Consider the following 26,203-nt stretch of genomic DNA (forward strand, 5'->3'; position numbering starts at 1 on the left):
TCATGGGGTGAGCTTTCCATTCGTGTACCAGGTGTCGCCTGTCGCAACCGTCTCGCCCTCGGCGCGGCGGATCGCCTTGACGCCGAACTGGCTGTCCGACAGTTCGTGCGCCGACGTCCCGTCGTCCTTCGGGATCTCGTTCATGAAGTAGCCTTTCACACCGGAGCGGTCGCAGGTGAGGCTTGCGTGGTCCTCCACCTTGTAAGGCACGTCGGAGAAGACCAGCGGTTCCACGCGGGTAAACGGTGGCACGGCAAACAGCCGCTTCTCACGACCGGCGGAGAGGAAGGTGAGGTGCCGCGCCATGTGGAGCTTTGGTACGTCCCAGCGGGGGATCGGTGATGGTGTCATCACATGCCGACCATTGACCAGCGCCGGATAGGCGGCGCCCTGCATGATGCGGCCGGAGCGCACGATCTGCTCGTAGAGGGTCAGCCACAGCCGGCTGTAATCGGCATCTGCATGCATTTCGCGTGCCGTCGACATGTTGGGCTCCACCGGGCGCAACGGTTCCGGGTTTGGAACCTGCAGCACCAGGATCTGGTCGTCCCGCAGTTTTTCCTCGGGAATACGGTGACGGCTCTGTAGAATGGAGGCTTCCAGCGTATCCATCGTCTCGGAGGCGCCAGAGACGCGGGCGATGAAACGGCGGATCGAGGCGGCATTGACGCCGTCATCGGCGCCCTGATCAATGACCTTGATCGACGACGACGGCTTGATCAGTGTCAGCGTTACCTGCAATCCGCCGGTTCCCCAGCCTCGGGCGATGGGTACTTCGCGGCTGGCATAGGGCATTTGGCAGCCGGGAACCGCAATCGCCTTCAGCATCTTGCGACGCATTTCGCGTTTGGCGGACGCGTCGAGGAAGCCGTAGCTGAAGGCTTCCCATGGCCTGGTGAGGTTTGAAAGACTCATGCCGGCTCCTCCTGGCGCTGGATGGTTGAGGATGTGGCAGGCGCAGCCGTCCCGGCCTTGGCGTCGCGCAGCGCATCCAGCGAGGACTGGAAGGTGACGTAATGCGGCAGCTTGAAGTGGATGCAGAAGCCCGAGGCCTCTACCGGCTCTGTGTGGTAGAGGAAGAACTCCTCGTTGACCGGCGAGTTTTTTGGCGCGGCCGGCGCGTTAAGATCCAGCGTTGCGCCGGCAATAACCTTGACCTCGTTCCAACCGAGCGTCGCGCAGAAGCCGAGTTCGAGCTTGCCCGACTTCCCCTTGTTGGTGACCTCAGCTTGGGAAACTTTCACGCGCCCGGCAGAGAACACCGTGCCGCGCGGGTGGCGTACCCTTAGCTCTGCCTCGGCGAGGCGCAGTTCATTGACGGTCGGATGGGCATTGCCGTAACCGCGCATGGCCGAATAACCGAGCGCCAACACCCCGCCGGTATCGGCCCTTGCCAGGCTCTGCAGCGTATGCGCCCGCTTTGCGGGGAAAAGCAGCGGTTGCCGGGTCAGGTCCGGAATGTCTTCCGGGGCTACGGGCGTGGCGGAAACATCGGCAACCAATCCGACGGCCTTCTGCCAGGCCGCAAGAGACGGCTGATGGGCCGGCGCGGGACTGGCGGCGGGTTCCACCGGAGTTGGAACAAACGGCTGCCCCTCCAACACGCTGGTTGCCAGCAGGCGGTGGGAATAATCAAGCGTCGGACCTAGGATCTGACCACCCGGAATGTCCTTGAAGGCGGCAGAGATCCGCCGCACGGTAAACAGGCTCTCCTGCGTGACCGGCTCTGCGATCGCAAGCCGCGGCTGGGTGGTGCGCCAGGCGCGCAGCAAAAGAACCGTCTCGTACAGATCGCCGCCGGACTGTGCCAGCGCAAGCGCTGCCAGATCCGGCTCATAGAGCGAGGCTTCGCCCATCACCCGGTCGATCAGCCAGGGCAGCGCCTGGCGGATGGCCGCCACACGCTGTGCATCGATGTCGCCGAGACCGGCACGATAAAGCCTCTCGGACTGTTCTATGGCGCGCTCACCGCCACGGGTCGCCACATAGGCCATCACAGCACCTCAATCGTTGCGGATCGCGGCAGGCCGAGCACTCTGTCGCCGTCGATCAAGAAGAGTTCGAAGCCAATCGGATATTCGCAGCGGGCACTCCGGATCGTCCAGACTTCGTCCGGGATGCCGCCGATCCAGATCTCCACGGCGCCTTCGATGCCGGGGCCTGACAGCCGGAGACCCCGACCGCTTCCGATATCGGCTGGAGCGAAAACGGTTGCCCCTTCATCCGGATAGAGATGCGAACCGGTCGGCACGTCGCGCAGTGCAGCGAGACCGTCTGGCGTATCGAGCGCAAGGAAGGCGTGATCTGCCTCAGCCGCGGGCGTGAGATAGGCGCCGGTTGCGGCAATCCTTTCGGAGAGACTGTCATCACAGGCGAAGACCCGGCATTCCCGATCGACAAGGGTTTCTGCAAGCGCGTAAGGATCGCTACCCGGCAACGACCGGATCTCGCCAGGCCGCGCGAGCGCCCACATCAGGGCTTCATAGGTGGCGTTTGCGCGTGCCTCGGACAGATTTCGAACTGGCACGAAAAGATCAGGGTGCGTTTTGGGACTTTGGATCGTCATCAGAACGTCTCCATCTCGACGCGTGTCGCTTCAACTGCACGCAGACGCTGTTCGTCGGCCGTCAAAATGCGCGTAGCTTGCGCCTCGACGAAGTGCGCGAGACGCTCTTTGTCCGCTCCCGCCATCGCTGCGGCGTCGATCACGGCCATAGCCATGGCGCGCTCAAGATCGCGGCCGATGACCATGCCATAGCCTTCGGTCTCCCCGCCTTTGACCCGGATATGGGCTTCCGCGACAAGCACCTCACCGAGATGAAAATCGGTGCCGGCAACGGTGTCGCGCATGGGGAGCATGACAAGCCCGGTGCGGCTTTGAACCACTTCGATCTCGCCAAGCAGGGGAAGCACGTCCTCGGCGAAGGTCTTCAGCGCGCCGTCATCGGCACGCGCCAGAGTGTCGAGAAGATGGGCATGGCAAGGCATTCCAGTGTTGGCGACGCCGGTCATTTCATCAATCATCATTATTCCTTTCGCGGACCGAACCTAGTCGCGGGAGGACGGGGAGGGGTCTGGGTCGTCGAGGGTATCAAAACTGAACTGCACGCGGTCTCCGGCCCAGACTGCTTCCGAGTAACCGATCGCTCGGCCGTCGGCGGTTACGTCCGTCTTAGTCAGCACAATAACGGGATGATCGACATGCTGGCTGAGCAGTCTTGCCTCATCGGGTTCCGGCCGCCTTGTGAAGATGGTCGTGCGCTTGCGGAAATAGTCGGTAATCCCGTGATCGCGATAGATTTCAGTTACGGAGGTGCCCGCAGCGCGTCGGGCGCCGAGGTCGGCGAAAAGTGCCGCTTCGTGAAAGGCCATTCCCAGACTGATCGGCACTCCGTCCGCAAAGCCGCGGCGCATGATGCGGTGAACGAGCGTATCCTCGGCAAGACCAAGCGCCTGAGCCACCCTTGCCGGTGCCGGTATGATCTCGGCCGAAAGATGTTCGCCTGCGGGCGCAATACCCTGTTCCAGAAGGTTCTGGCGAAAGCGGGTGCGCCGGCTGATGTTATAGATGATGAGCGGCGCCGCTTCAACGAAGGTCCCACGTCCCTGCTCGACCCGGAGCTTGCCCTCCACCGCGAGAGAGGCAACAGCCCGCCGCACCGAATGCCGGCCAACACCAAATGCCACGCAGAGCTCCGGTTCTGTCGGCAGGCGCGCGCCAGGAGCAAGCTTGCCCGAGGTGATGTCGCCGGCCAAGCGGTCTCGAATGATCTGCCAACTGTCTCTTTGCATGCACGTCGTCCGATTCATTCGAATGAATCGTGTGTAGCGCATGCGTATGACGTGGCGATGACGCTATCGGGTTGAGAGCGTTCTGATCCAGCCTAAGTCGCTTCCAATTGGTTGTCTGGGGCGAAGGGAATCGCTTCAGGTTAATTTTCCGTCTGGGCTATGAGCTTTTGGAGGTATTCGTCATTCGGGTTGGCCTTTTTGCGCCTGACCTTGAGGCTGTGCTTGTCGTTCGGGTTTCGGACAAGGGCCATGGCTATGTGTTTGATGAGAGCCATGTTCTGCGGCCCTACCCCGGTTCGCAGGCGAGTTCAAATAGCTGGTTGGTCGCCTTGATATGACTGTTGCGGCGGCCGCTACGAAAACTTCAGCCGCGAAGACGACGTCAGGATCAAGATCAAATGGATCGGAGGAAAGGAGCGGTAAGGTGCAATTGCAGGCCTAGATGAAGTCACGCCGCCCTTGGGGCACAAGGAAAAGCAATGACGCTTCATATCGGAGAAATCCTCCATCGCCAGCAGTCCCGGATATTGATCGGAATTGCCGCAATGGGGTTGTTGGTCGGTGGCTTGCTGTACTGGTTTGCCCAGCCAGTGGAGGCTGGCTGGGTCTGGTCCGCAGCGACCGCACCTGTCCTGCTGGGATTGTTCGCCCAGATCGTCATCTCTCTGCGAAAGGGTGATATCGGGCTTGATATCGTGGCTGCGCTTTCGATGTCCGCAGCCTTGGCGTTTGGTGAACCCCTGGCGGCGAATGTCGTGGCAATGATGTATGCGGGCGGGCAGCTTCTCGAGGATTTTGCGCAGGGTCGGGCAAAGAGGGAGATGACGGCGCTGATGGGCCGCGTCGCGCAAACCGCCATGCGGTTTGCTGGTGACGCGCTGGAACAGGTGCCGATCGCTGATATCAAACCGGGAGACCGGCTTCTCATTCGCCAGGGTGATGTCCTGCCGGTCGATGGTCGCGTGGCAAGCGATGTTGCCGTACTCGATCTGTCGGCTCTCACGGGCGAATCTCTTCCGCAGACCATTCTGAAAGGCAGCGAAGCGCTGAGCGGTTCAGCCTCTGCCGGCGCTGCGTTCGAGCTTGTTGCAATCCGCCCGGCTGCCGAGAGCACGTATGCGGGCATCGTGCGACTGGTCGAGGCAGCTCAATCCGGCAAGGCGCCAATGGTGCGCATGGCAGACCGCTACGCGATCGGTTTTCTGGCGCTGACGGTCGCGATCGCTGCAATCACCTGGTTTCTCACGCAGGACACGATCCGCGTACTCTCCGTGCTTGTTGTCGCGACACCCTGTCCGCTTATCCTCGCCGTTCCGGTTGCGCTCATCTCGGGAATGTCGCGCACGGCCCGTATGGGGGTTCTGGTCAAGGGTGGTGGTGTGCTGGAGGCGCTGTCGCGGGTGCGGACCGTGATCCTCGATAAGACCGGAACAGTCACGCACGGGCAGGCGGTCATCACCGAGATCAGGACGCGCGCTGGCTTTGCAGAGGCGGATGTCCTCAAAGCCGCAGCCAGTCTCGATCAGGCATCGGGCCATGTCGTTGCAACGGCCCTGATCAAGGCCGCACAGGCAGGTGGGCTGATTCTGTCCGTCCCGGTTGCGGTGGTGGAAACACCCGGAACTGGTATCGAGGGACTTGTGGATGGTCGCCAGATCCTTGTTGGCGGGAATGGTTTCGTTGCGGGTAAGAGCGGCAATATTCGGGCGGATGATCTGCTGCAGGATATGGATCCTGCTGCGATGACCGTGGCGGTTGGCATCGATGGCAAGGTGGCAGGCATCATCGTGCTGCAGGATCAGGTCCGTGCCGACGCGAAGCCGATGTTGGATGAATTGCGACGGGCCGGGGTCCGGCGGCTGGTGCTGGCATCCGGGGACCGCAGTGACATCGCCTCGAAAGTGGGCAAGCAACTTGGCTTCGACCTCGTTCTGGGCGATCTGTCGCCGGACGCCAAGGTTGCCGCAGTGCGCAACGAGATCGTCAACGGCCCGGTCATGATGGTGGGGGACGGCGTCAACGATGCTCCGGCGCTTGCCGCCGCCGATGTTGGCGTTGCGATGGGCGCACACGGAACCGCTTCGTCCTCTGAAGCGGCCGGTGTGGTTCTGCTGGTGGATGAACTCGCGCCGCTGGTGAAGGCCATGGCGGTCGCGCGCCGCAGCCGTGCGATCGCCCTACAAAGTGTCGTAGCGGGTCTCGGACTATCGCTTTGCGCCATGGCGTTCGCCAGCCTCGGCTATCTGCCGCCGGTTCAGGGGGCGTTGACGCAGGAAGTGATCGACGTCGCGGTTATTCTGAACGCCTTGAGAGCGCTTCGATAGATATTGTTGTCCAAGACTGTGGGGCTATTGTACCGTTGCCCTGGTGTGATTTGTTGATCCCAATCGAGCGACACACCAACGGTTTGAATGCACTTGAGGCGTGGCAAGCTCAAAATTCGCACGGGAGCAGAGAGGAGATTTACAAGTCTCCGCGCCATCAGGCCCGAGACCGCAGCGATTCAGGTTTCGTGCGCCAGCGGGAGGAGCTGCTCGAGCTTTTTGGATTGCATTGAAATGGGATAGCAGTGAAAGAAGTAATCGCAGTCTGTGGCTGCGCTTTTTTTGCTCGATTTTGGGTGGTGGTAATCAAGGTGAGCCTCCCCACTGTGGCGGCTATTTCTACATGGCGCCTATACCGGACAGTCGGCAATCGTGAAGAGTTTCGGGCGCCGGCAGGCGTACGAAAGTCCCCGAGGAAGGAACCCGCGGACCACAGGCGGATGCTATGGAGATTTCGCTTTTCGGCTGAGGCGCGGGGTGGCGAGACTACAGCCAGGAAGTTGATCGATGGCTACGGACAGGCCGCTTGGTTTCGCACCCGTGCGTCTTTGACAGCCCGGCGCCCGGCTCGCCGCAACACTGTCGACGGCGTTGATCCCCACGGACGCATGTCGGTTTGTCGCCGGAGGCGTGATGCCTGCGGCTGAGGTTTTAGCCATTTCATGGCGGGTCATGAAGCTGCCTCCCGGGTCGTCTTTGTTGCTTGTGGTGGTCCTCGCGGTTGCTTCCAGCGTGCAAAAACCTCGACGACGATCATTCGCCCGCCACAGCAGAAGCATGGCGGGCGGAAGTCATCGTGTTCGCCTGGATCGGCCTCATCGGCAGGTGCGGCGACGTGCAGGAGTTCGCGCGCAAGCGCAAGGCTGGTCTTTCGGGCAGAGCCTGCGAGAAGGCCGTAGTGCCGGATGCGGTGGAAGCCGCGCGGCAAGACATGGAGCAGGAAGCGGCGGATGAACTCATCGACGGCGAGCGTCATGACCTGCTGCCGATCGCGACCGTCGCGACGGTAGTCTTTGTAGCGGAAGGTGACGCCAGTGTCGTTAAAGGCGATCAGTCGGCGGTTCGAGATTGCGACCCGATGGGTGTAGCGTGACAGGTAGGCGAGCACTGCTTCCGGTCCTGCGAAGGGCGCCTTGGCATAGACCACCCAGCGCTTTTTCCGAACTGGCGATAGATGTCGCAAGAAGGCCTGCCGCTCGGCGAGATGGGCAAGAGCACCGAAGAAGCCAAGCCGCCCGGCATCGTGCAGAGCGACCAGTCGGGCAAGGAACAATCGTCGGAACAGTTTGCCGAGTACCCGTACGGGAAGCAGGAAAGTCGGGCGCGATGATATCCATCGGCTTCCGTCTGGCGTGATCCCGCCACCCGGAACGATCATGTGAACATGCGGGTGATGCGTCATCGCCGATCCCCATGTGTGGAGCACGGCGGTGATGCCAATTCGCGCGCCGAGATGTTTGCGATCGGCCGCGATGGTCAGCATCGTCTCCGACGCCGCCTTGAACAGCAGGTCATAGACGAGCGCTTTGTTCTGGAACGCTATATCGGCAACCTCTGCAGGCAGCGTAAACACGACGTGGAAGTAGCCCACCGGAAGAAGATCGGCCTCACGTTCGGCGAGCCATGTTCGCGCAGCGGCACCCTGGCACTTCGGACAGTGCCGGTTGCGGCAGGAGTTGTAGGCGATCCGCCACTGGCCGCAATCCTCGCAGGCCTCGACGTGACCACCAAGGGCAGCGGTGCGGCAGTTCTCGATCGCCGACATTACCTTCAGTTGCGGCAGGCTCAGATGTCCTGCATGCGCGCGCCGATACGCAGCCCCGGCGACACGGAAGATGTCGGCGACCTCGATCGAGGCACGCAAGGCTCAACCGTCGGGGAAGGCTTCCTCCGGCTTGAACAGGCCGAGCTTGTCGAACGGGCTGGTAACCGTCCGAACAGTCTTGGTCGCCACCTTGGCGTAGAGGGCGGTGTTGTTGAGTTTTGCGTGTCCGAGAAGGACCTGGATGATCCTGATGTCTGTGCCGTCCTCCAGCAGGTGAGTGGCGAAGCTATGGCGCAACGTATGCGGTCCGACCCGCTTGGCAATGTCGGCGGCCCGTGCCGCTTCCACGACAACACGATAGAGCTGCCGCGTACTGATAGGCTTCATCGCGTGCTGTCCTGGGAATAACCAACCGTTGCGATGCATCACACCCTGCTGACGCCCCACCTTCCACCACTCGCGCAACAAGGTAAGCAGATCCTCAGAAAGCATGGCATTGCGATAGCGCCCGCCCTTGCCGCGCTCGACCCGCAGGACCATCCGCTCACTGTCGACATCGGTGACCTTCAGCATGGAGACCTCAGCGACACGAAGGCCGGCGCCATAGGCGACCGACAATGCGGCCTGATGCTTGAGGCAAGTGGTGGCATTGAGCAACCGGGCAACCTCGTCGCGGCTCAGTACCACAGGCAGGTTTCGAGGATGCGCCAGCCGGACAAGCCTGCGCGCCAGGTCCGGACGGTCGAGGGTCTGGGTAAAGAGGAAGCGCAACGCCGACACGATGCTGTTCATTGTCGGAACGGGTACGCCATCGTTCTGCTGCTCGATCTGGAACCGACGCAGATCATCGGCAGTCGCCGTGTCTGGTGACCGCCCGAGGAAGGCTGCGAGGCGTCCAATATCGCGAAGATAGTTGCGCTGCGTTTCGCGTGAGAAACGCCGCATGTTCATATCGTCGATCAACCGCTGGCGCAGCGGGCTGATAGGTGTGTCGAGATCGGGGTACTGCATGATCAGGCTCCTTTGTTGAAGAAGCTCGTCATGCTCTGCCCTTGCCGGGCGACGTTCAATCCAGGCGCCGACTCCAGCCTGCGCCCGCTACCTCAACCGCAGACGCCCTCCCGCGCAGCGGGTTCGTTCTCCGGCCCCATATAAGCCATTCCCGAGGGCAAGTAGTTGCCCCTATACTGAAATTCAACGCGAACTTATCGGCCAAATAACGGGGTCGGCGGTTCGATTCCGTTCAAGGCGTAGTAACGTCATTGAGGAATTCATAGCCAGTCCAGATTAAGCTCATGTAGAATTTCAAATACGGTCAGCAGAAACCGTTGAGCTTCAGGATCCTATGCGCCTCTATGGAAGCTCGCAGCTCTGCTTCGGCGTTGCGGTCTCCTTGATTGACGTCAGGATGGTACATCATGAGCCTTTGCTTGTAGCGCTGCTTGATTTCATCGGCAGCCGCATCCGATGGGAGACCAAGTGTTTCAAACGCCTTCGCTTCAAGAACCTTCAGCTTTCGGGTTTGAGCGGCGACCTTTTCGGTCTGACGTTGTGCGGCCGTCTTGCGGGCGTTCCAAACCTTGGCCGATCCGGAGCGCGCCGTGGAGGGAAGCGGCATCTCACGCGCTTGCGGTGCCTCGCTGCCACCAGTCGCACGTAGCCCAGTCGCTGCCTCTCTTTGATATCGGGCAACTTCAGGCGTCGAAAGGCTGGCCGAATAATTGTAGCCGCTATTGTATTGTTTCACATGCTCGAGGCAAAACTGGAGAAAGAGGCCTTCGGCCTCTTGCCCAACGGGAGCTCGATGGCTGCCGGTCTTGCCGCAACCTTCCCACTGACATTTAGGGCCACTGATGTCATTTCTGGTGACGGGTGCTTTACGCGTGGATCTTAGACCGACGAATATTTTGGTGTCTTTCATGATCGCGCCTGTATGGCGCCCCAGTTACGGAACCGCAAGACGCTCGGGGGGTATTCAAGCTATTATAACCCTTGCGGGAACGCTCAGTGGCTTGACAAGGGCCTTCCTTGACCGTTTAGCGGTATGTCAGGATGTTAAGTTTGAGCAAGATTTAACCCGATTTTCCATTTCGCGCTGTCCCACCAGATCCGGTGCGGTCGATTGTCCGGCAACAATTTTATCTTGCGCGAGCGGAACGCAACAAAATTGGAAAATGAATCAAACTGGCGCGAAAACCGGCACATAGACAGAGGGATTAGGTGTGTTTCCTTCGGCGTGCCTGGTTCGTTGACGCAATGGGGAACGATCTGCAGACCTGATCAGCAGGCAGGCTGGATTCGATTTTGCACAGGCCGATGTCGCAGACTGGTGCAGATTTCTTCGGTCAGGTGCTGGACGAAGGCTGTCTGTCCATGGCGCTTACTCTTCATCAAGGCGAGATCAATCCCCTTCAGCTCTGGAAGAGTTCTGTCGAACTCAACGATTTCCAAATCGTCGGGCACCGAGCATTGGGCAATTGCTGCGATCGCAAGACCCGCACGCACGGGAGAGAGGATGCCTGCCAAGCTGTGGCTGGTATAGGCAATGCGGTATTCCCGGTTAGCCGTCGCGCAGGCTTCAATTGCCTGCGTTCTCGTGACACATCCTGGCTGAAACACAGCAAGCGGTAGTGGCTGGGTGAGGTCGATCGGCTTTCCCTTTGCTTTCGCCCAAACGACCGGCTCCATTCGGACCACCTGTGAAACATCATCATGGGGTCGTCTGGTCACGACGGCGAGATCAATCTCGTGGCGCGCTATCCGTTCTGCAAGCTCCTCACTCGGCTCGCATGTTAATTCGACCTGAACCTGCGGGAAGCGCTGTCCGAACCGTTCGAGAATGTTGGGAAGCAGGGCGTAAGCATAGTCATCAGGTGCACCAAGCCGGACCGTTCCTGGTCCGTGTGCCTGAGCCATCTTCTGCCATAGCGTGTCATTTAGCTGAAGGATCGCCCTGGAGTGGACTAAAAGTTGCTCTCCTTTTTCTGTAAGGCGCTTCGTCCGACCATTGAATTCGAAGATCGGCGTGTGCTCGAACAAAGCTTCCAGACGCTTCATTTGCATGCTGACTGCGGACTTGGTGCGTCCTACTTTTTCTGCAGCGGCAGAGAAACTGCCGCTATCTGAAATTGCAACAAAGACTTGGAGCAGAAACGGATCGATATTGCGTAGGTTCGCCATCGGAATAGTTCATCCTAATTGACCTAACAGTTAAATAAAATTCTATTGTTCTTGTTAAGTCAAGGCGATAGCAATTCTATACACGGCTTGGGAAGCCGTGAAACATCAACCTGAAATCACAATGGACACAAGAAGCTGCTGCACGCTTGAACGCGACCAGCATCCGTTGGCGCGTGTCGCACACAACCAAGGGGATTATCCATGTCGAATAGCTTTCCTTTCAAGGCCAACGTCTTCAAGTCATTTCCTGCTGGTGATTTCTATCGGGCAAATGCCAAGAACTTCCCTGTGTTGAAGGGGCTTGCCGTTCAAGCCCTCGAGATCCAGCCGGGCGGCGTGCGCGAACCGCATATCCATCCCAACGCCAACCAGTTGGACTACTGCATCTCTGGAAAGGGGCTGGTCGGTATCGTTGGTCCGGAAGGTGAAACGCATTACCTCGAGCTCGATCCTGGCGACATTTCCTTCGTGCCGCAGGGATATCTGCACTGGATCGAAAACCTTGCCGACGAACCGCTCTCGTTCCTCGTCGTTCTTTCTCACGAAGAACCCCAGACCATCGAGTTCTCGGAGATGTTCTCCGGGGTGCCCAACGCGACGCTGGCCAAGATGTACGAGATCCCGGAAACGTCCTTCGACAAAATTCCGCAGCGGACGGTCGTCATCGGCGGCGCGCCGGTAAACGATCATCTGCGCGAAGCGGCTGAGTAACATCAATGCCTCAGCGGATCACGCCTATGCGTCTCAAAGATATTGCCTTGCTTTGCCTGGTTTCGTTCTTGTGGGGCTTCAACTTCATTGTGATCCGCTGGGGCCTCGACGAGTTCCCGCCCTTGCTGTTTTCGGCATTGCGCTTTACGGCCTGCGCCGCTCCAATCGCCCTTGGAATACCGAGGCCCAGGATCCCTTGGTCGGCATTGATTTTGCTCGGGATTACGCTTGGAATTATGGTTTTCGGTCTTCTTTACCTTGGTATCTATTTTGGTCTCGGTGCTGGCCTCGCTTCCGTACTGATGCAGACGCAAGTGTTTTTCACGGTCCTATTGGCATCCTTGTTCCTTGGCGAACACATTGACCGGCGGGGAATAGGCTGCATTTCGGGAGGTCTTGTGGGGATCTTGCTGATCGCGTTGGGTGGCGGTTCTTCCTTTACGGTCGTGGGATTTGCGCTCACGCTCGGGGGTGCATTCGCCTGGGGGATATCCAACATTCTGCTCAAGCGCCTGCCACCGGTCAATTCACTGCATCTGATGGTATGGCTAAGTCTCGTGCCGCCACTCCCGTTGTTTGTCGCATCAGCGTTTTTCGAGGGAAGTGACACCTTCATCGCTGCCCTTCGATCAATTTCTGCGGGCGGATTGGCGGCAATTTTATACACATCGGCCATCTCGACGATTTTCGCATATGGCGTTTGGGGCAGCATGTTGCGCAGGTACCGGACATCTCAGGTCTCGCAGTTCGCCCTATTGGTGCCGGTCGTCGGGCTGGTATCCGCCTGGTACTGTTTCGGAACGTCACCGACGGCGGTCCAAATGCTTGGGATTGTGGCCATTGTCTTCGCTCTTGGTGCAAATCAGCGCGCACGCCCAAGCGAGATGGGCGCTGTTTATCCATCAAGGCGATAGTGCAGCCTGATGTCACATGTAGAACTTCGGCTTTAGAAGAGGGGGGAATTCCAATGATCCAGCGACTAAATGATCGCCCTATCAATCTTTTTGGCATGGGGCTGAAACTACTCGCGCTGAGGCACAACGCGATCGATATCGGTGACGAGGCTTTGCACAAAGCCATTGAAGCCGCGATTGCTGAAGTTGACCATCTGCTTCTCGACCATATGGAGAAGTGCTCCAGCAAAGATGGAGCAGCTCGGGCATCTTAGGTTCTACCCCGGTTGACAGAGCAAGGCTGGATGCCGTCCCGCGGCCGCCATCAGGTCGGGTATTGTGCTTGATCACCTGCGTGGCGGCATGCGTCTCGCTGTTGGTTTCCACGCAGAACTGAGCCGGTTAGGCGGATAAGGGGCTGCGGATAAAAAGTTGGACAGCTTTATATGATCAGGCCGAGGCTTTTACGATATCGCATCATCTTGCCATTTATATACCCGGCCTGATTATCGTGGGTGTCCGTCAATATGGATGAATTCAACGACTTTCGACGAGCCTGGATCCATCCTTACCCCTGAGCCTGGGTTTGTCCGCAAGAAATCGGCGACGTCGTCTAAGGTGACGAAAGCAATCTTGGTCATATTAGAACCCTGCGGGTGACAAACGTATTTGCCCTTGTGCATTCCCCGTTTTGCCATTGCAGCACGTTGCACGACGAGGCCTCCGACGATTTTCTCAATACGTGTAACCATATTCTAATCCCTGTCGGCTCTTGGCGAACAAATTGTCTTGCTCATGGAACAGCAGCAATATTTGCTACCCCCGATAGACCTCCCATATTCGGGCCATGGAAACCCCATTTTGGAAGCCGGTCACGGTTCGCGAGTAGATCGAGCATGAACGCCTTCAATTCCTCCGCATTTTCAAATCCCAGCAAAACCTTGATCCGCTCAAAGTATTTTGCGGATTTTGCCCGGGCAAACATTTCGAGCGGCCCGCCGGAGCGCTCCGCGTAGAGGAGTGTTTCCGGCCACCAAGTCTGCCAGCCTTCCTGCTTACGGCTGCGAAGGAACAACACAAAATCCGCCGCCATTAGGTGGTGAAACGCAATTCCCGTGCCTCGGTTTCGGTCCTTGAGCATGTCAGCTCGCAGCGAATATCGGCGAAGCTCCAAGCGCTTATTGCGGAATTCGAGGGAGGAAAGATTCTCATCAATTATAGAGAAAGAGTGCATCGCTGACTCCTCGCGGAACCGATTATAACGATAGTACTCCGTGTTCACGAAATAGGCGGCGGCCTCGAACCGCTCAAAGCGTATGAAGGCGGCGATGCAATAAATGAACAGCTCATGGACAATGAAGCGATAGTTATCAAAGTCCCATTCGCTGTAGCTGGTGATGCTCTCAGGCACATTGTAATAGGGTAGGCACCGTTCGAAGAAGCGGTGGATGACTTCGGCCATTGCTTCTGACGGAATGTGTTGTGCGATCGCCATGAAGATATCGATCAGCTCATTCCTGTAGGGGGTGAAGTCGGCAATACTCTCAACTACAAGCTCATCAAAGGTATCGCGCGCGCTCCCTTCCGCCTTTAAACGGAAGTTCTCGAGACCGATGGTAATCGTCTCCAGATATTCCCCTACCAGGGCAATCGCATTTGTCGCCCCATTTCGAACAGCCTCTACAGCGCGTCGATGGGCCACTGAGCTCGCAATCTTTCCAGTGGCGCCGTCCTTGCTCAAGAAACCCGGCCTCTGGCCAGGCGTCGGCCGCACATAAAGGGGCTTGTTCCATGCCCACCGGACGATTTTATCAAATTCCTCGGCATAACTGGATGGATCGGAAAGATCGAAATAGATCCTACCTTTGTAGTAGGTGGGAAGGAAAGGCTTGCCGTCAGCGTCACGCTCGCGCACTATCGCTACGAACTTATCTTGCCGGGTTTCTGCATAAATCTCCGGCGTGATAATCTGAGCCTCGGTCCCGGCGCCACCTTTACGGCTGTCGGATTTGCGGGCGTAGACTTCGTCGCAAACCATGATGACCTTGGTCACCGTTTTATCCTTGACCATACCTTCCATAAAATCGTTCGCATCGTGACCGGGCTGGAGATCCCACTTGTCGAGGATGACATGGATACCTTGACTGACAAGTTCTTCAGCGAGCTTCACCACCCAAGACTCATGATCCTGGTTGCTCCAGCTATATGAGATGAACAGTTTCGGATCGGCCGCTTCTTCTGACATTCAACTTCCATAACGCTAATTTCAAAATCTAGTCGTCGACAGAACGAAATACGAACATTGGCGACTTGGCAAGATGTGCCGACCCATTCACTGCAACCGTCCAGCGATCTTCATCAGCTCTCCGGTCAGTAGGTCCACGTCAGTATAAGGCTGATCACCGGCGAACTTTGAATATCGCGCCCTGAGGGTAACTGCCCTTTCCGTTGCCACCGGAATCCGATCTTTGGTGTCTTGATAAACAACCTCGCTGTTTTTGGCGTAGCCCGGATAGTTTTCGGCCTTACGTAGTTCCGCATACACCTGATTGCGGTGCATAAACTCGAACGCATTGCGGAAGTGCAACAGTATCCACAGCTCGAAATTGGGTACGGACGGCACCGCCTCGAACGGGACTTTGGTGCCTTCGTCGTTCTTCAGGGTTTTGTCGGTCGCCTCGGCCTTGGACAGGGCATTATGATAGGTGTCGTGGTCATCCCGATCAAACACGGCGTAGACCCGGTCGAACGATTTCAACTCCGTAAAACGGTCAATGGCATACTGGACGATCTGCAGCGGCGCCGTGCCATAGTCCGCCGGCACTATCTCGATGTCGGCATTCGGGAGGCGCTTTTCACGGCGGATCGCTTCGAAGTAATTGACCTCGGTCTTTTCGCCCTCGCACACGATCAACATGCGGTCGTAGGGACGCTTGCGACCCTGCCGCCTGCTCAGACGGCTCTCATTCCGTTCATAAGGGTGCTTTTTCGTCACGGGCTAATGTTCCATTGATCCAAGAATCGGGATGCCACCATACCGCCCCCCCAGATATCCCTTTTCCAACGCCTCGCCTTTGCGGGGCGAGAACTCCAGCAAGGGGAAGAGGTGCGATATCTGGTCGTTATCCTTCTCCGTGAACCAGACCTGGTCGCGGCGGAGTTTTTGGCCATCTAGCAGCGACACGTCGTGGGTCGAGAATATCAGCTGGGCGCCACGCGTGTTTATCTTAGGATCGTTGAACATCGCGACGATCTTATGCACCAGCAACGGATGCAGGCTTCCGTCTAATTCATCGACGATCAGCAACCGGCCTTTTTCCAAAATGTCGAGGATCGGCCCAGACAGATTAAAAAAGGTCTGCGTACCGGCCGACTCCTCGCCGATCTCGAAATCATAGGTGACGCCATCCGCGACGTGCCCGAATTCAGGGATTTGAACTTCCATGTCCTGCACTTCGGGTATGCCGGACGCGAAATTGACATGCACTTGCTTTCCCTGCTTTTTCGTCAGCGAAAGGCTCGAAATCCCAGTATCAGCGGCGGCGATCAGTGACACCATGCGGCGCTCGTTCTTCGGGTTCTGGGCATAGTTGGCCGAGAAGTCAAAACCGATGCGGCCACCTTCCGGAAAGATTGCGATGTCTTCGGAAAACAGTTGATAGAGCGGCTTGAGCTGGCTGTTGTTGAGCTGGATGGCCGTAGTTAGATACAGCACTTCCTTGCGGGTCGCTGCTTCCCAAACCTTCTTCGAGCCGGTGAAATAATCACTATACGTGTACTCATACGCCTTCTTCTTGGCGTCAAATGTGCGGGAGAACCAGACCTGAGGTTTGGTTTTCTCGTAGACCAGCAGCCATTCGCTGAGGATCTGCCGCTTGGTCATTTCAAAACCGTACTGGAACCGCTTCCGGTCAATGATGAACGTCACCTCGAACAGCGTCGGATGGTCGGCGAAGTCCGGACGCATCCGGAACGGGGTCAGGTTGTTCTCCTGGTCGGGCTGGATCTGGTTCGAGGTCGTCACCATCAGCTGCATGTACTGCAGGGCGCGAATGAGGTTGGACTTGCCGCTGGCGTTGGCGCCGAAGATCGCAGCCGCATTGACCACGCGCTTGACCTTGTCGAGGCCTGTAACGCGGGTATGGGTATCTTCAAACAGCGTGTCCGGACTAGCGGCGAGGCTGAACACCGCTTCCTCGCGAAAGGAGCGGAAATTTTTGACGCGAAATTCCAGTAACATTGGGGGAAATCCTGTTATGAGTGGAATATGCGCATAAAAAATGCAATAATGCAATTTATTTCGGTTGACTGTCCGGAATCGTTTTAAGGTCGAATGGGTGCGGTGGGCATCTGCAGGCCGTATCTTCTAACCGCATAATCGCTTCAACCCTCTGGGCGTAATCAAGCATTTCTTTTCGGCCCTGCCCGGCGCGGTCGGTTACAGTGGCAAACGGGTGGTCAAGAAGACCTCTATGAGACTACGGGGTCGACGGTTCAGATCCCTTCAAGGCCTCCGTGTGCTACCAAGCTTGCCGAAGCCGATGCATTCCGGCCGGCTCTCAAACTTGAACGACGCGATGCGTTCTGGGCGATCAAAGCCTTGCGCGACGAACCACTCCCATTGTTTGTCGCGGCTGCCGACCGCGAGCGGGCGGTGATTGCCGAACAGCAGGAACCGGATGTCGCACTTCGGCAGATGACCGAGGGTGCAATCTCGTCGAAGACTATGGCCATACGGGGATCACTCTGCGTGCCCATCCGGTCAGCTTCCTGCGCGACAATCTCGCCCGCCGAAACATCGTCACCTGCGTCGAGGCAGCCTCTGCGCGCGATGGTCGCTGGTTGATGACGGCGGGGCTGGTTCTGGTCCGCCAAAAGCCGGGCAGTGCCAAGGGCGTCATGTTCATGACCGTCGAGGATGAGACAGGCGTTGCCAATATTGTCGTCTGGCCAAGCCTGTTCGAAAAACAGCGCCGGATCGTGCTCGGATCCTCGATGATGGCGATCAACGGCAAGATCCAGCGGGAAGGGGGCGTCGTACATCTGGTGGCGCAACGGATGTTCGACCTGACCGGCGATCTGGCGAGCCTGGGCGAGCGGGACACATTCCGTGTGCCGACAGGCCGTGGCGACGAGTTTGCCCATGGGTCACCGGGAAGTCCGGATAGCCGGGAGCGGCCGTCTATGGGGTTGAAGTCGAGGGATTTGTTCGTCCCCGATCTCCATATCGGCACGTTGAAGGTGAAGAGCCGGAATTTTCAGTAAGTTCGGTGGCCGGCTACAGAGGAGATGCGGTCAAAAGCAAGGCGACAGGGACACTCAGCGCTGACGCGGTCAATGCCCACGCAGACACCAACTTGATCATGCGCATTTTTCGTGCGCGGCTTTCGTCCCACTCATATGCCATGCTCAGTCCTCCGAGCGGCAATGAAGCATTCCGAGGGATTCGAGTCGAGTCCAGAAAAATGGAGGACAGCGGTTCGTACCCCATCAAGGCGAAAACACAACATCTCGTCGCAGTTCGCCAGGCTCATCCGTGGTTTTGCTCCAGAGAGAACAGCGCCGGCACTATGCCTTGCGACGAGGTCATAGGTCGGATTGCCGTCATAGGCGCCATCGGCCGTGAACTGCCCGATTGGCGTCTTGATCTGGTCAAGCAGCGGCTTCACCTGTGAAGTGTCGCCGACATCCTGTTCCGTCACGATGTGAGCGATGATGTCACCGCTGTCGGCATCCAGTGCAAGGTGTAGTTTGCGCCAGTTGCGACGGGATTTGGTGCCGTGTTTTTCTTCCAACCACTGGCCCGCGCCGTAGATCTGTAACCCTGTGCTGTCGATGAGGACGTGGACGGGCTCGTTCTGCGGGAGACGATCACGCTCACCTTGCCGTTTGTCTGGCGATCACCGCTTGCTTGCCCGACGGCTCAAAGTCGTATGATCGGGAACGGCCAGAGCCAGGCCCATCAGCTTCAGCACCTCCCTCGCTCAAGAGCCTGCGCCACCGGTAAAGCAGATTGGGCGCAACGCCATGGCGGCGAGCGGCCGAAGACACCGTCTCGCCTGGTTCGAAACTCTGCTCGATGATTGTCAGCTTCTGCTCGGTTGTCCAGCGCCTGCGCCGGACATCACCCGTCAGCAATTCAACGTGTCGATACTCGTTAGACATAAGCCTGTCCTCAAGCCTGTGCTTGAGCCTTTCTGCTTATGCCGACTGTCCGGTCGAAATGGGGGGCAGTTCACGATGGCAGCGGGAGGTATTGTGCTTGAAAGGCATGATAGCAAACCTGGGCTGTTTCGATCAAAGCCGCCTACCTCACACTGGTGAAAGATCCATGCGCCAATGCTAATCATCATTGTAAGGGTTGGGGGCCGTGCCATTTAGCGTTTTCCCGACACATAGTCCCGCATGACATCGCCAAGCTTGGAGAGGTTTGCCTTGAGGTCATCGTATCCGGACGTCTTGGCGCGCGTTTCCTCATCCATGTAGAGCTTACGGTTCAGCTCGATCTGGATGCTGTGCCGGCCTTTTGCGGGGTCGCAATAGGCGGAGACGAGTTCGGCGCCGCGGAACGGCACGTTGAGCGAGACCGAATAACCGAAGCCGTTGAGCGTTTCGGCGACGAGGTTGACGAAGTCGGGTTCGCTCGCCTGTCCGTCATAATCGCCGACGACCACATCCTTGCGCAACGTGCCGGCCGGATCGGGCGACAGCGCATGACCAACTGCCGGCATCGAATGGCAGTTGACGTGATAGACCTTGCCAAAGGCGTGATGAGTTTCGTCGAGCAGCCGAATGAGCGTGCTATGATAGGGGCGCCAATAGGTGTCGATGCGGTCTTCCAACTCCTTGACCGTCAGCTTGCGGTCATGCATCGGCGTGTCGCCCCAGGCATAGCGCCAGGTCAGCCCCATGCCGCGGCGGGCCGATGCATTGTCGCGGACCGGATGGGGCCAGTCGCCCTCGACCATCTCCAGGTCGACATCCATCAGCGAGCGGTTGAGGTCAAGGAAGCTGCGCGGAAATTCGGCGACCAGCAACGGTGCGCCGATCGACGGGGCAAAGTCGAAGAGATCATCGACATAGGTGTCGGAGGCGAGACGGATCAGATCGTCCGAGATGCTGCGGTCGAAATCCGGGATCGTCAGGCCACTATGGGGTGAATCGAACACCATGGGAATGGCGGCGGCCGTCGGCGGGATGAGTTTCAGAACGCCGTCGATGTCGACGGGGGCAAATGTCAGGTCGGTCATAGGAACCCTGTTCAGGCTGTGGCGGCAAAAGCGGCCGGATAGGTGATGTCGGGCATGCCGACGAAGGCGTCGCCGCGCCGGCCGATCATGCCGGGGGCGGCAAAGGGGCGGGGAAAGACGACGGCGGCGGCCGGCCGGACCTTGGCGATGGCTTCAAGTGCGGCGATCTGGTCTGCCGGCATGTCGACATTGACGATGATGTCGTCACGCGGCCCCGTGGTCATGCGCGGCGTGTTCATCGCCTCTTCCACGTCGAGGCCGGCATGCAGGATCATGCCCGTCAACTGCGCCAGCGATGGCACGATCTGGTTGCCGCCGGCCGCGCCATAGACGGCAAAAACGCCCTGGTCGTCGGTGATCGCCACGGGGCACATATTGCTCGGCGCATAGGCCTTGGGCCTCAGCGAATTGGCGCGGCCGGGCGTCGGGTCGAACCAGGACATGCCATTGTTGAGCAGGATGCCGGTCGAGGGTGACAGGGCACGGGCGCCGAACCGGTTGAGCAGCGTGAAGGTGATCGCCACCATGCGGCCTTCGCCATCGACGGCGTTGACCTGGGTCGTGCTGGTCTTGTTGGTGGTCTCGGCAGGGTTCAACCGGCGTCGATGCGCGCCGAAACTGTCCCACAGCGCCTGCGCCATGGCGGTGAAGAAGCCGGCATCGACCGGACCCTTGCCGCGCGCCGCATCGAAATGGCCAAGCGCATCGAGCAGGCGTTGTCCGGCGCTGGTCTCACCGGCGACATGCACCGTCTTGCCCTGCAGCGCCATCTGCCGCGCCGGATAGACAAGGGGCGCGTAATCCGCCAGGTCGTCGAGCGTGATCGGGCTGCCGCCCGCTTTCAGGTCGGCGACCAGTTTTTCACCGATGGCGCCGCCATAGAGCGCATCCGGCCCTTCCTCGGCCAGTTGCTCGAGTGTCCTTGCCAGTTGCGGCAAGGCCAAAGTGACGCCCGGTTCCGGGACGTGGCCACCGGGCAGGAAGATCGCGTTTGTGGCGGGATCCATGGCCAGGTCGCGTTCGGCGAGCGCAATCGCCAGCGTGGTGTGCCAGTCAACCTTCAGGCCGGCGCGGGCGCGGGTTATGGCAGGTTCGAGCGCCCGATCGAAGCCGATGGTGCCGTGACGCGTCAGCGCCTCGGCAAATCCGCGTACGCAGCCGGGCACACAGGCCGCCGTGAACCCCTGGACATTGCGGTTGCCGATCGAGGCGGGGTGGCCGATGAAGGTCTTGATCTGCGGATCCGGCCGGTAGAAGTCCGGGTCGAAGGACGAGGGGACGCGGCCGGTGAATTCCACCACCTCCACTGTCCCATTGGGCTGGGCGATCAGCATGTAGCCGCAGGCGGCAAGGCTGGTCATCCACGGCTCGACGGTCTGCAGGGTGAAGGCGGCGGTCACCGCAGCATCGACGGCATTGCCGCCGCCGGCCAGGACAGCTGCGCCGGCCTCGGCCGCCGCGTAGTGCTGCGAGGTGACGACGCCGTTGCGGCTGACGCCGGCCACCTTGCGGGAGATGCTGCGCTCGACGCGCAGGTGATCGAAGTTGGAGCTCTGCATCATTTCGTCTCCAGGGCGGCAGCGACCATGCGGCTTGCCCCCGACAGATCGCCCAGCTTTTCCCCGGCTTCGATCTTGTGCTTGTTGCGGCCGGCACGCGCCTGGCGTGCCATCGCTTCGACCACGACCTCCTCGGCCTCATCGACGGGGATGACGACGATGCCGCTGGCGTCGGCGACGATCAGATCGCCCGGAAGCACCGGCACGTTGCCGCAGGCGACCGGCAGGTTCAGCGAACCGCCGAGATCGTTGAGCCGCGTCGTGATGCCCGAGACGCCGGAGGCCCAGAACGGCATGCCAAGTTCGATGATTTCCTCCACGTCAGTGCAGGGTCCGTCGACCGCCACGCCGATGGCGCCGGCCGTCTTGATGGCAAAGGCAACGCCGCCGCCGATGCAGGCATGGCGCTTATCGCCCAACCGATCGACGATCAGGAAGTCACCGGGACGAATAACGCTGACGGCATGGTGGAGCAGGGTGGAATCGGTTGCCGGGATCGCGACCGTCACGGCCGTGCCGACCAGCGTCCTACCGGGTTCGACCACCGGCGTAATGGCGTGATGGATGAAGCCGCGATGGCGGAAATGGCCGATGGTCGCGACTTCGACACCCTCGAACCGGCGGATCAGGTCCGGATCGACCTGGCTGGGCGTTGCGCCGATCTGATATTTCTTCATTCCATTACCTCCCGGGGTGTGACGGGCCCGGCCTCCGTTGTCATTGCCGCATGCTGCCATCCCTTGCCGGGGACGGCGGCGAGCAGTTCGCGCGTATAGGTTTCCTTCGGGTCACCAAAGAGCGAGGCTGGGTCGCCTCTCTCGATGATCCTGCCGTTCTTCATCACGGCGATGGTGTCGCAGATCTGGCTCGCGACGCGCAGGTCATGGGTGATGAACAGGATGCCGAAGCCGAGACGCTTCTGCATGCTGGCCAAGAGGTCGAGGACCTGCGCCTGGACCGAGACATCGAGCGCCGAGACGGATTCGTCGGCGATCAGCAGGTCCGGTTCCACCGCGAGTGCTCTGGCAATGCAGATCCGCTGACGCTGGCCGCCGGAAAACTCGTGGGGGAAGCGCGTCGCGGACGCACGGTCGAGCCCGCAGGCTTCGAGCAGGTCGAGCGCCCGTGCCATGGCCGCCTTGCGGTCAAGGCCGTGGGCGCTCGGCCCCTCGGCGATGGCGTCGCCGACCTTCTGACGCGGATCGAGCGCCGTATAGGGGTCCTGGAAGACAATCTGGACCTTGCGGCGCGCTTCGCGCAGCGCCTTGCCGCTCAACCGCGTGAAATCGCCACCGGCAATGACGATGTCGCCGCTTTCAGGCTGCACGAGCCGGATGACGCATTGCGCCAGGGTCGACTTGCCGGATCCGGATTCGCCGACCAGCCCCAGCGTCTCGCCGGTTCGAATGGTGATGTCGACATTGTCGACCGCCTTGACCGTCCGCCCGCCGCCAAGCACGCCCGAGCGTGTAAAGGTCTTGACGATGTTGCTGGCGACGAGGACCGGATTGCCGAGCCCTTCACGCGCCTTGCGGGGCGAAAGCGTCGGCACGGCTGCGAGAAGCCGGCGCGTATAGGCCTCTTGCGGGTTGTTGAGGATCTCGTCGCGGGTGCCGACCTCGATCAGCCTGCCCATCTGCATGACGGCCACCCGATCGGCGATCTCGGCTACCACGCCGAAATCGTGGGTGATGAAGATGATGCCGGTGCCGTGCCGGGCGCGCAGTTCCAGCATCAATTTCAGGATCTGCGCCTGGGTGGTGACGTCGAGCGCCGTGGTCGGCTCGTCGGCAATCAACACGGAAGGATCCAGCGCCAGTGCCGTGGCGATCATCACACGCTGGCATTGTCCGCCGGACAGCTGATGCGGGTAGGAATGGTAGATCTGTTCGGGATGGGGCAGGTGCACCTCGGTGAACCGATCGATGACCTTCGCCTTGATCTCCTCCTGCGACAGCGAGGTGTGGATGCGAAACGTCTCGGACACCTGTTCGCCGATCCGGTAGACGGGATTGAGCGCTGCGGTGGGCTCCTGGAAGATCATCGCGATGCGTCGGCCGGTGATGCCGCGGCGGGTTTTTTCGTCGAGCGTCAGCAGGTCCATGCCCTCGAACATGACGCTGCCGCTCGGCCGCCCGAGATTGCCGGGAAGCAGCCCCATGGCAGCCAGCGCGGTCAGCGACTTGCCGGAACCGGATTCGCCGACAATGCAGAGGATTTCGCCCTTGCTCACCGTCAAGGACAGGTCTTCCACGGCGAACCGGCGATCGGCGCTGCTCGGCAGCGGTACGTTCAGATGATCGATTGAAAGGCGCTCGGTGCTCATGATGCAGCCTTTGCTTGCTGAGGGGAAAAGGCGTCCACCGATCGCATGTCGCAGTGGCGCAGGTGCTCGACGAAACGGGCGCAGAAGCCGACAAGATGCTCGACCATCTTCTGGCCCTTCTCGGCACTGGCAAGTGCGGTATCGCCGCCCAGCATGCCGTCGGCATTCACCTCGTGGCAGTTCAGCGGCACATGCACCGGCATGCCTTCGAACTGCACGTTGTTGACGCCGCCGGTGGCAAGACCGAATGCCCGGGCGCGCACCGAGGGTTTTGCGAGATCCATGCGCATCAGGTCGGGAAACAGATACAGGTAGATGGAGGTCAGCGGATCACCGCCATGACCGCGGGCTGCGGCTGCGGAGGCGCCGTGCAGGTCCTTCCACAGCGTATCGGGGATCGATTGCCATAGATTGATGAAGGCAATCGAGACGCCGCGCTCCGCCCGGATGCGGCGCAGCGTCTGGTCGAGTAGCGGCGCATTGCTGGTATGGCCGTTGAGGATCAGGATGCGCTCTATACCGTGATCGAGGAACGAGGTCACCATGTCCTCGACAACCGCGGAGAATGTCGCCGGCCGGAACTGGATGCCGCCCGGAATGGTCTTGAAGAAGTCCGCGTAGCCGAACGCCATGGTCGGCGCGACGATGGCGTCGGACGCTTGCGCAACCCTGGCCGCAACCGCCTCGGTCAGCATGAAGTCGCCCATCGGGGCGTGCGGTCCCTGTTCTTCGTGACTGCCGAAGGGCAGGAGGATGACGGGCTGTTCGGGCAGACGTTCGCGGAATTCCGCGAACGTCATGTCCTTCAGCGCATGCTTGCGTGTCGGGCTCATCATACGAACTTGAAGTAATCGCCGTAGATGCGCATTTCACCGTTCGGCTTGTATTTGAACTGAATGCCGGCGCGATGGGCGCAATTGTAGACGCTCTTCCAGAGATAGTAGCCGGGCGTGACCCGCTGCCATTCTTCGGACAGGGCCAGATAGGCTTTCTTGCGCGCTTCGAAATCGGTCTCTGCTTCGAATTTTTTGCCGAGTTCGATGAATTCCGGCGTCGGGTCCCAGGTTTTCCAGGTAGCGGTCGAGCGTGATGCCGTCGGACCCCAATCGAGCCACAGCGGCTGGTAGGGGTCGCCCGGAATGAAATCGGAACTCATCGACATGTTCATCATGTGATAGGGGCGGCGGTAGACCAGCTCGAAATTGTCGAGGATCTGCGCCTCGACATTGACGCCGATCTCGCGCCACTGCTCGACCATGATTTCGGCTGCGGCTTCGTAGTTCGGGTAGAAACCCCGGGTGATGTGCCAGATCAGCTTCTCGCCCTTGTACTTGGTCTTGGCGACCAGCGCCTTTGCTGCGGCCACGTCATAGGGAAGCTTCACGGGCAGGTCGGGATCGTAGAACTTGCCGTATTCTTTGAAATTGAAGGGCACGGGCGGGTGTTCGGTCGTGCCGCTGAACAGCGCCTGGACGATGGCATTCATGTCGATGGCCTGGACCATGGCATAGCGCAGGTTCGGATCGACGAGCGGGTTGTCTTCCGGATCGGGCCGCGTGTTGAAGGCAAGCGCCGGGTAGTTGTCGGCCAGGACACGCTTCAGCGTCACGCCTTCGTAGGTCTGAAGGGATGCTTCCTGGTCGGTGGGAATGTTGACGATGAAGTCGAATTCCTTGGAGATGAGGCCGGCCATGCGGGCGGCAAACTCGGGCACGATCTTCCACGAGATCTGCTGGACCGGCGGCGGGCCGGCCCAGTAGTCGTCGAAGGCATCGAGAACCATGATTTCGCCGGACCGGAAGGTCGTCACCTTGTAGGGACCGGTGCCGATCGGCTTCTGGCCAAAGGCGTCGACGCCGACCTCCAGGTAATATTTCTTCGGCACGACGAAACCGATATAGCCGGTCAGCTTGCTGGGAATGTTGGGATCGGGCCGCTCGGTCTCGATCTCGAACGTGTATTTTCCGGTCGCTTCGACCCGCTTGAAACCGGCGGTGAAGGTCTTGCCGCGGGGCTCGAAGGGCTTCTCCCCCCACAGGCGCTCCGGTGACAGGGTGAACACCGCGTCCTCCGCCGTCATTTCCGTGCCGTCGTGGAATTTCACGCCTTCGCGCAGCGTGAAGGTCCAGAGATTGCCCGCCTGCTCCCATTTGGTGGCGAGTTTCGGCGCGAAGATCAGGCCGTTTTCGTCATTGATATAGTCGCGATCGACAAGAGTGTCGTAAAAGTTCGGGAAGATGCGGCGTGACGTGGTCGAGATGCCGTTGACGGTCGCCATATTGGCCCAGAGATTGTCGACGGCGATGTTCAGCGACGGCCGTTCTTGCGCATGCGCTGCTTTCGGCAGGCTGCCCACCATGGACAGGGCTCCGGCTCCTAGCATCAGATTTCCAATTTCACGCC

22 protein-coding genes and 3 pseudogenes are annotated in these 26,203 nt (G+C 59.6%); 5 read left to right on the plus strand and 20 right to left on the minus strand.

The features are described 5' to 3' along the window. From AC4CWH_RS20175 to phnF, 5 genes are read right to left on the minus strand one after another with little or no spacing between them, the layout of a single operon-like run. Positions 1-915, minus strand: coding sequence for an alpha-D-ribose 1-methylphosphonate 5-phosphate C-P-lyase PhnJ (locus tag AC4CWH_RS20175; protein WP_491287042.1), 915 nt, complete (start codon positions 913-915; stop codon positions 1-3). Then, a complete protein-coding gene (locus AC4CWH_RS20180; protein ID WP_491287041.1) occupies positions 912-1,994 on the minus strand; it encodes a carbon-phosphorus lyase complex subunit PhnI in 1,083 nt (360 codons plus the stop codon). Before AC4CWH_RS20180 ends, AC4CWH_RS20175 begins: the two co-directional genes overlap by 4 nt. After that, positions 1,994-2,566 (minus strand): phosphonate C-P lyase system protein PhnH, encoded by a 573-nt coding sequence (phnH, locus tag AC4CWH_RS20185; RefSeq protein ID WP_491322078.1) that lies wholly within the window; start codon positions 2,564-2,566, stop codon positions 1,994-1,996. The genes AC4CWH_RS20180 and phnH overlap by 1 nt, the downstream gene beginning before the upstream one ends. Further along, complete coding sequence (phnG, locus tag AC4CWH_RS20190) at positions 2,566-3,027, minus strand: phosphonate C-P lyase system protein PhnG (protein WP_491322079.1); 462 nt, start codon at positions 3,025-3,027, stop codon at positions 2,566-2,568. The genes phnH and phnG overlap by 1 nt, the downstream gene beginning before the upstream one ends. Positions 3,028-3,048: 21 nt before the next feature. Beyond that, on the minus strand, positions 3,049-3,792 hold the full coding sequence (gene phnF / locus AC4CWH_RS20195; protein ID WP_491322080.1) for a phosphonate metabolism transcriptional regulator PhnF: 744 nt from the start codon (positions 3,790-3,792) through the stop codon (positions 3,049-3,051). Positions 3,793-4,271: 479 nt separating this feature from the next. Here phnF and AC4CWH_RS20200 point away from each other — a divergent pair, with 479 nt between their 5' ends. Beyond that, on the plus strand, positions 4,272-6,116 hold the full coding sequence (locus AC4CWH_RS20200; RefSeq protein WP_491322081.1) for a heavy metal translocating P-type ATPase: 1,845 nt from the start codon (positions 4,272-4,274) through the stop codon (positions 6,114-6,116). A gap of 670 nt (positions 6,117-6,786) precedes the next feature. On the opposite strand, the gene AC4CWH_RS20205 is transcribed toward AC4CWH_RS20200, so the two are convergent. From AC4CWH_RS20205 to AC4CWH_RS20220, 4 genes are all read right to left on the minus strand, one after another. Further along, complete coding sequence (locus AC4CWH_RS20205; RefSeq protein WP_491318938.1) at positions 6,787-7,980, minus strand: IS91 family transposase; 1,194 nt, start codon at positions 7,978-7,980, stop codon at positions 6,787-6,789. A 3-nt stretch (positions 7,981-7,983) separates the two neighbouring features. Then, complete coding sequence (locus AC4CWH_RS20210) at positions 7,984-8,892, minus strand: tyrosine-type recombinase/integrase (protein WP_491318939.1); 909 nt, start codon at positions 8,890-8,892, stop codon at positions 7,984-7,986. Between the two features lie 304 nt (positions 8,893-9,196). After that, positions 9,197-9,805: a J domain-containing protein gene (locus tag AC4CWH_RS20215; RefSeq protein WP_491287707.1), complete on the minus strand. Its 609-nt coding sequence runs from the start codon at positions 9,803-9,805 to the stop codon at positions 9,197-9,199. 356 nt (positions 9,806-10,161) lie between these two features. Next, entirely contained in the window at positions 10,162-11,061 is a 900-nt protein-coding gene (locus AC4CWH_RS20220) for a LysR substrate-binding domain-containing protein (protein ID WP_491322082.1), read from the minus strand. A 201-nt stretch (positions 11,062-11,262) separates the two neighbouring features. Here AC4CWH_RS20220 and AC4CWH_RS20225 point away from each other — a divergent pair, with 201 nt between their 5' ends. Genes AC4CWH_RS20225 through AC4CWH_RS20235 form a run of 3 tightly spaced genes read left to right on the plus strand, consistent with a single transcriptional unit; the run spans position 11,263 to position 12,940 of the window. Then, positions 11,263-11,772, plus strand: a complete 510-nt coding sequence (locus tag AC4CWH_RS20225) for a cupin domain-containing protein (RefSeq protein ID WP_491322083.1) — start codon at positions 11,263-11,265, stop codon at positions 11,770-11,772. A gap of 26 nt (positions 11,773-11,798) precedes the next feature. After that, a complete protein-coding gene (locus tag AC4CWH_RS20230; protein WP_491322084.1) occupies positions 11,799-12,686 on the plus strand; it encodes an EamA family transporter in 888 nt (295 codons plus the stop codon). Positions 12,687-12,739: 53 nt separating this feature from the next. Then, entirely contained in the window at positions 12,740-12,940 is a 201-nt protein-coding gene (locus AC4CWH_RS20235) for a hypothetical protein (RefSeq protein ID WP_491287177.1), read from the plus strand. 518 nt (positions 12,941-13,458) lie between these two features. On the opposite strand, the gene AC4CWH_RS20240 is transcribed toward AC4CWH_RS20235, so the two are convergent. The 3 genes from AC4CWH_RS20240 to AC4CWH_RS20250 form a co-directional block, all read right to left on the minus strand. Continuing rightward, positions 13,459-14,910 (minus strand): SEFIR domain-containing protein, encoded by a 1,452-nt coding sequence (locus tag AC4CWH_RS20240; RefSeq protein ID WP_491322085.1) that lies wholly within the window; start codon positions 14,908-14,910, stop codon positions 13,459-13,461. A gap of 87 nt (positions 14,911-14,997) precedes the next feature. Beyond that, entirely contained in the window at positions 14,998-15,660 is a 663-nt protein-coding gene (locus tag AC4CWH_RS20245; protein ID WP_491322086.1) for an RloB family protein, read from the minus strand. A 3-nt stretch (positions 15,661-15,663) separates the two neighbouring features. Beyond that, entirely contained in the window at positions 15,664-16,905 is a 1,242-nt protein-coding gene (locus AC4CWH_RS20250) for an AAA family ATPase (RefSeq protein ID WP_491322087.1), read from the minus strand. A gap of 285 nt (positions 16,906-17,190) precedes the next feature. Here AC4CWH_RS20250 and AC4CWH_RS20255 point away from each other — a divergent pair. Continuing rightward, positions 17,191-17,930, plus strand: a pseudogene (locus AC4CWH_RS20255) (OB-fold nucleic acid binding domain-containing protein); the annotation flags it as partial. 293 nt (positions 17,931-18,223) lie between these two features. On the opposite strand, the pseudogene AC4CWH_RS20260 reads toward AC4CWH_RS20255, so the two are convergent. The 8 genes and pseudogenes from AC4CWH_RS20260 to AC4CWH_RS20295 all read right to left on the minus strand — a co-directional run. After that, positions 18,224-18,640 (minus strand): annotated as a pseudogene (locus AC4CWH_RS20260) (transposase); the annotation flags it as partial. Next, positions 18,606-18,830, minus strand: a pseudogene (locus AC4CWH_RS20265) (transposase); the annotation flags it as partial. The pseudogenes AC4CWH_RS20260 and AC4CWH_RS20265, both read right to left, overlap by 35 nt. Positions 18,831-19,042: 212 nt before the next feature. Beyond that, entirely contained in the window at positions 19,043-19,915 is an 873-nt protein-coding gene (locus tag AC4CWH_RS20270; protein ID WP_491287019.1) for an N-formylglutamate amidohydrolase, read from the minus strand. Positions 19,916-19,926: 11 nt separating this feature from the next. After that, entirely contained in the window at positions 19,927-21,474 is a 1,548-nt protein-coding gene (locus AC4CWH_RS20275) for a gamma-glutamyltransferase (protein ID WP_491322088.1), read from the minus strand. Beyond that, positions 21,474-22,151 (minus strand): RraA family protein, encoded by a 678-nt coding sequence (locus AC4CWH_RS20280; protein ID WP_491322089.1) that lies wholly within the window; start codon positions 22,149-22,151, stop codon positions 21,474-21,476. The genes AC4CWH_RS20275 and AC4CWH_RS20280 overlap by 1 nt, the downstream gene beginning before the upstream one ends. Beyond that, positions 22,148-23,800, minus strand: coding sequence for an ABC transporter ATP-binding protein (locus AC4CWH_RS20285; RefSeq protein ID WP_491322090.1), 1,653 nt, complete (start codon positions 23,798-23,800; stop codon positions 22,148-22,150). The genes AC4CWH_RS20280 and AC4CWH_RS20285 overlap by 4 nt, the downstream gene beginning before the upstream one ends. Continuing rightward, complete coding sequence (locus AC4CWH_RS20290) at positions 23,797-24,633, minus strand: creatininase family protein (protein ID WP_491322091.1); 837 nt, start codon at positions 24,631-24,633, stop codon at positions 23,797-23,799. The genes AC4CWH_RS20285 and AC4CWH_RS20290 overlap by 4 nt, the downstream gene beginning before the upstream one ends. After that, positions 24,633-26,183 carry an ABC transporter substrate-binding protein gene (locus tag AC4CWH_RS20295; RefSeq protein WP_491322092.1) on the minus strand — a complete coding sequence of 517 codons (1,551 nt, stop codon included), beginning with the start codon at positions 26,181-26,183 and terminating at the stop codon, positions 24,633-24,635. The genes AC4CWH_RS20290 and AC4CWH_RS20295 overlap by 1 nt, the downstream gene beginning before the upstream one ends. Positions 26,184-26,203 lie beyond the last annotated feature (20 nt).

The sequence above is a fragment of the Neorhizobium sp. PAMB6716 genome, from assembly GCF_058242805.1.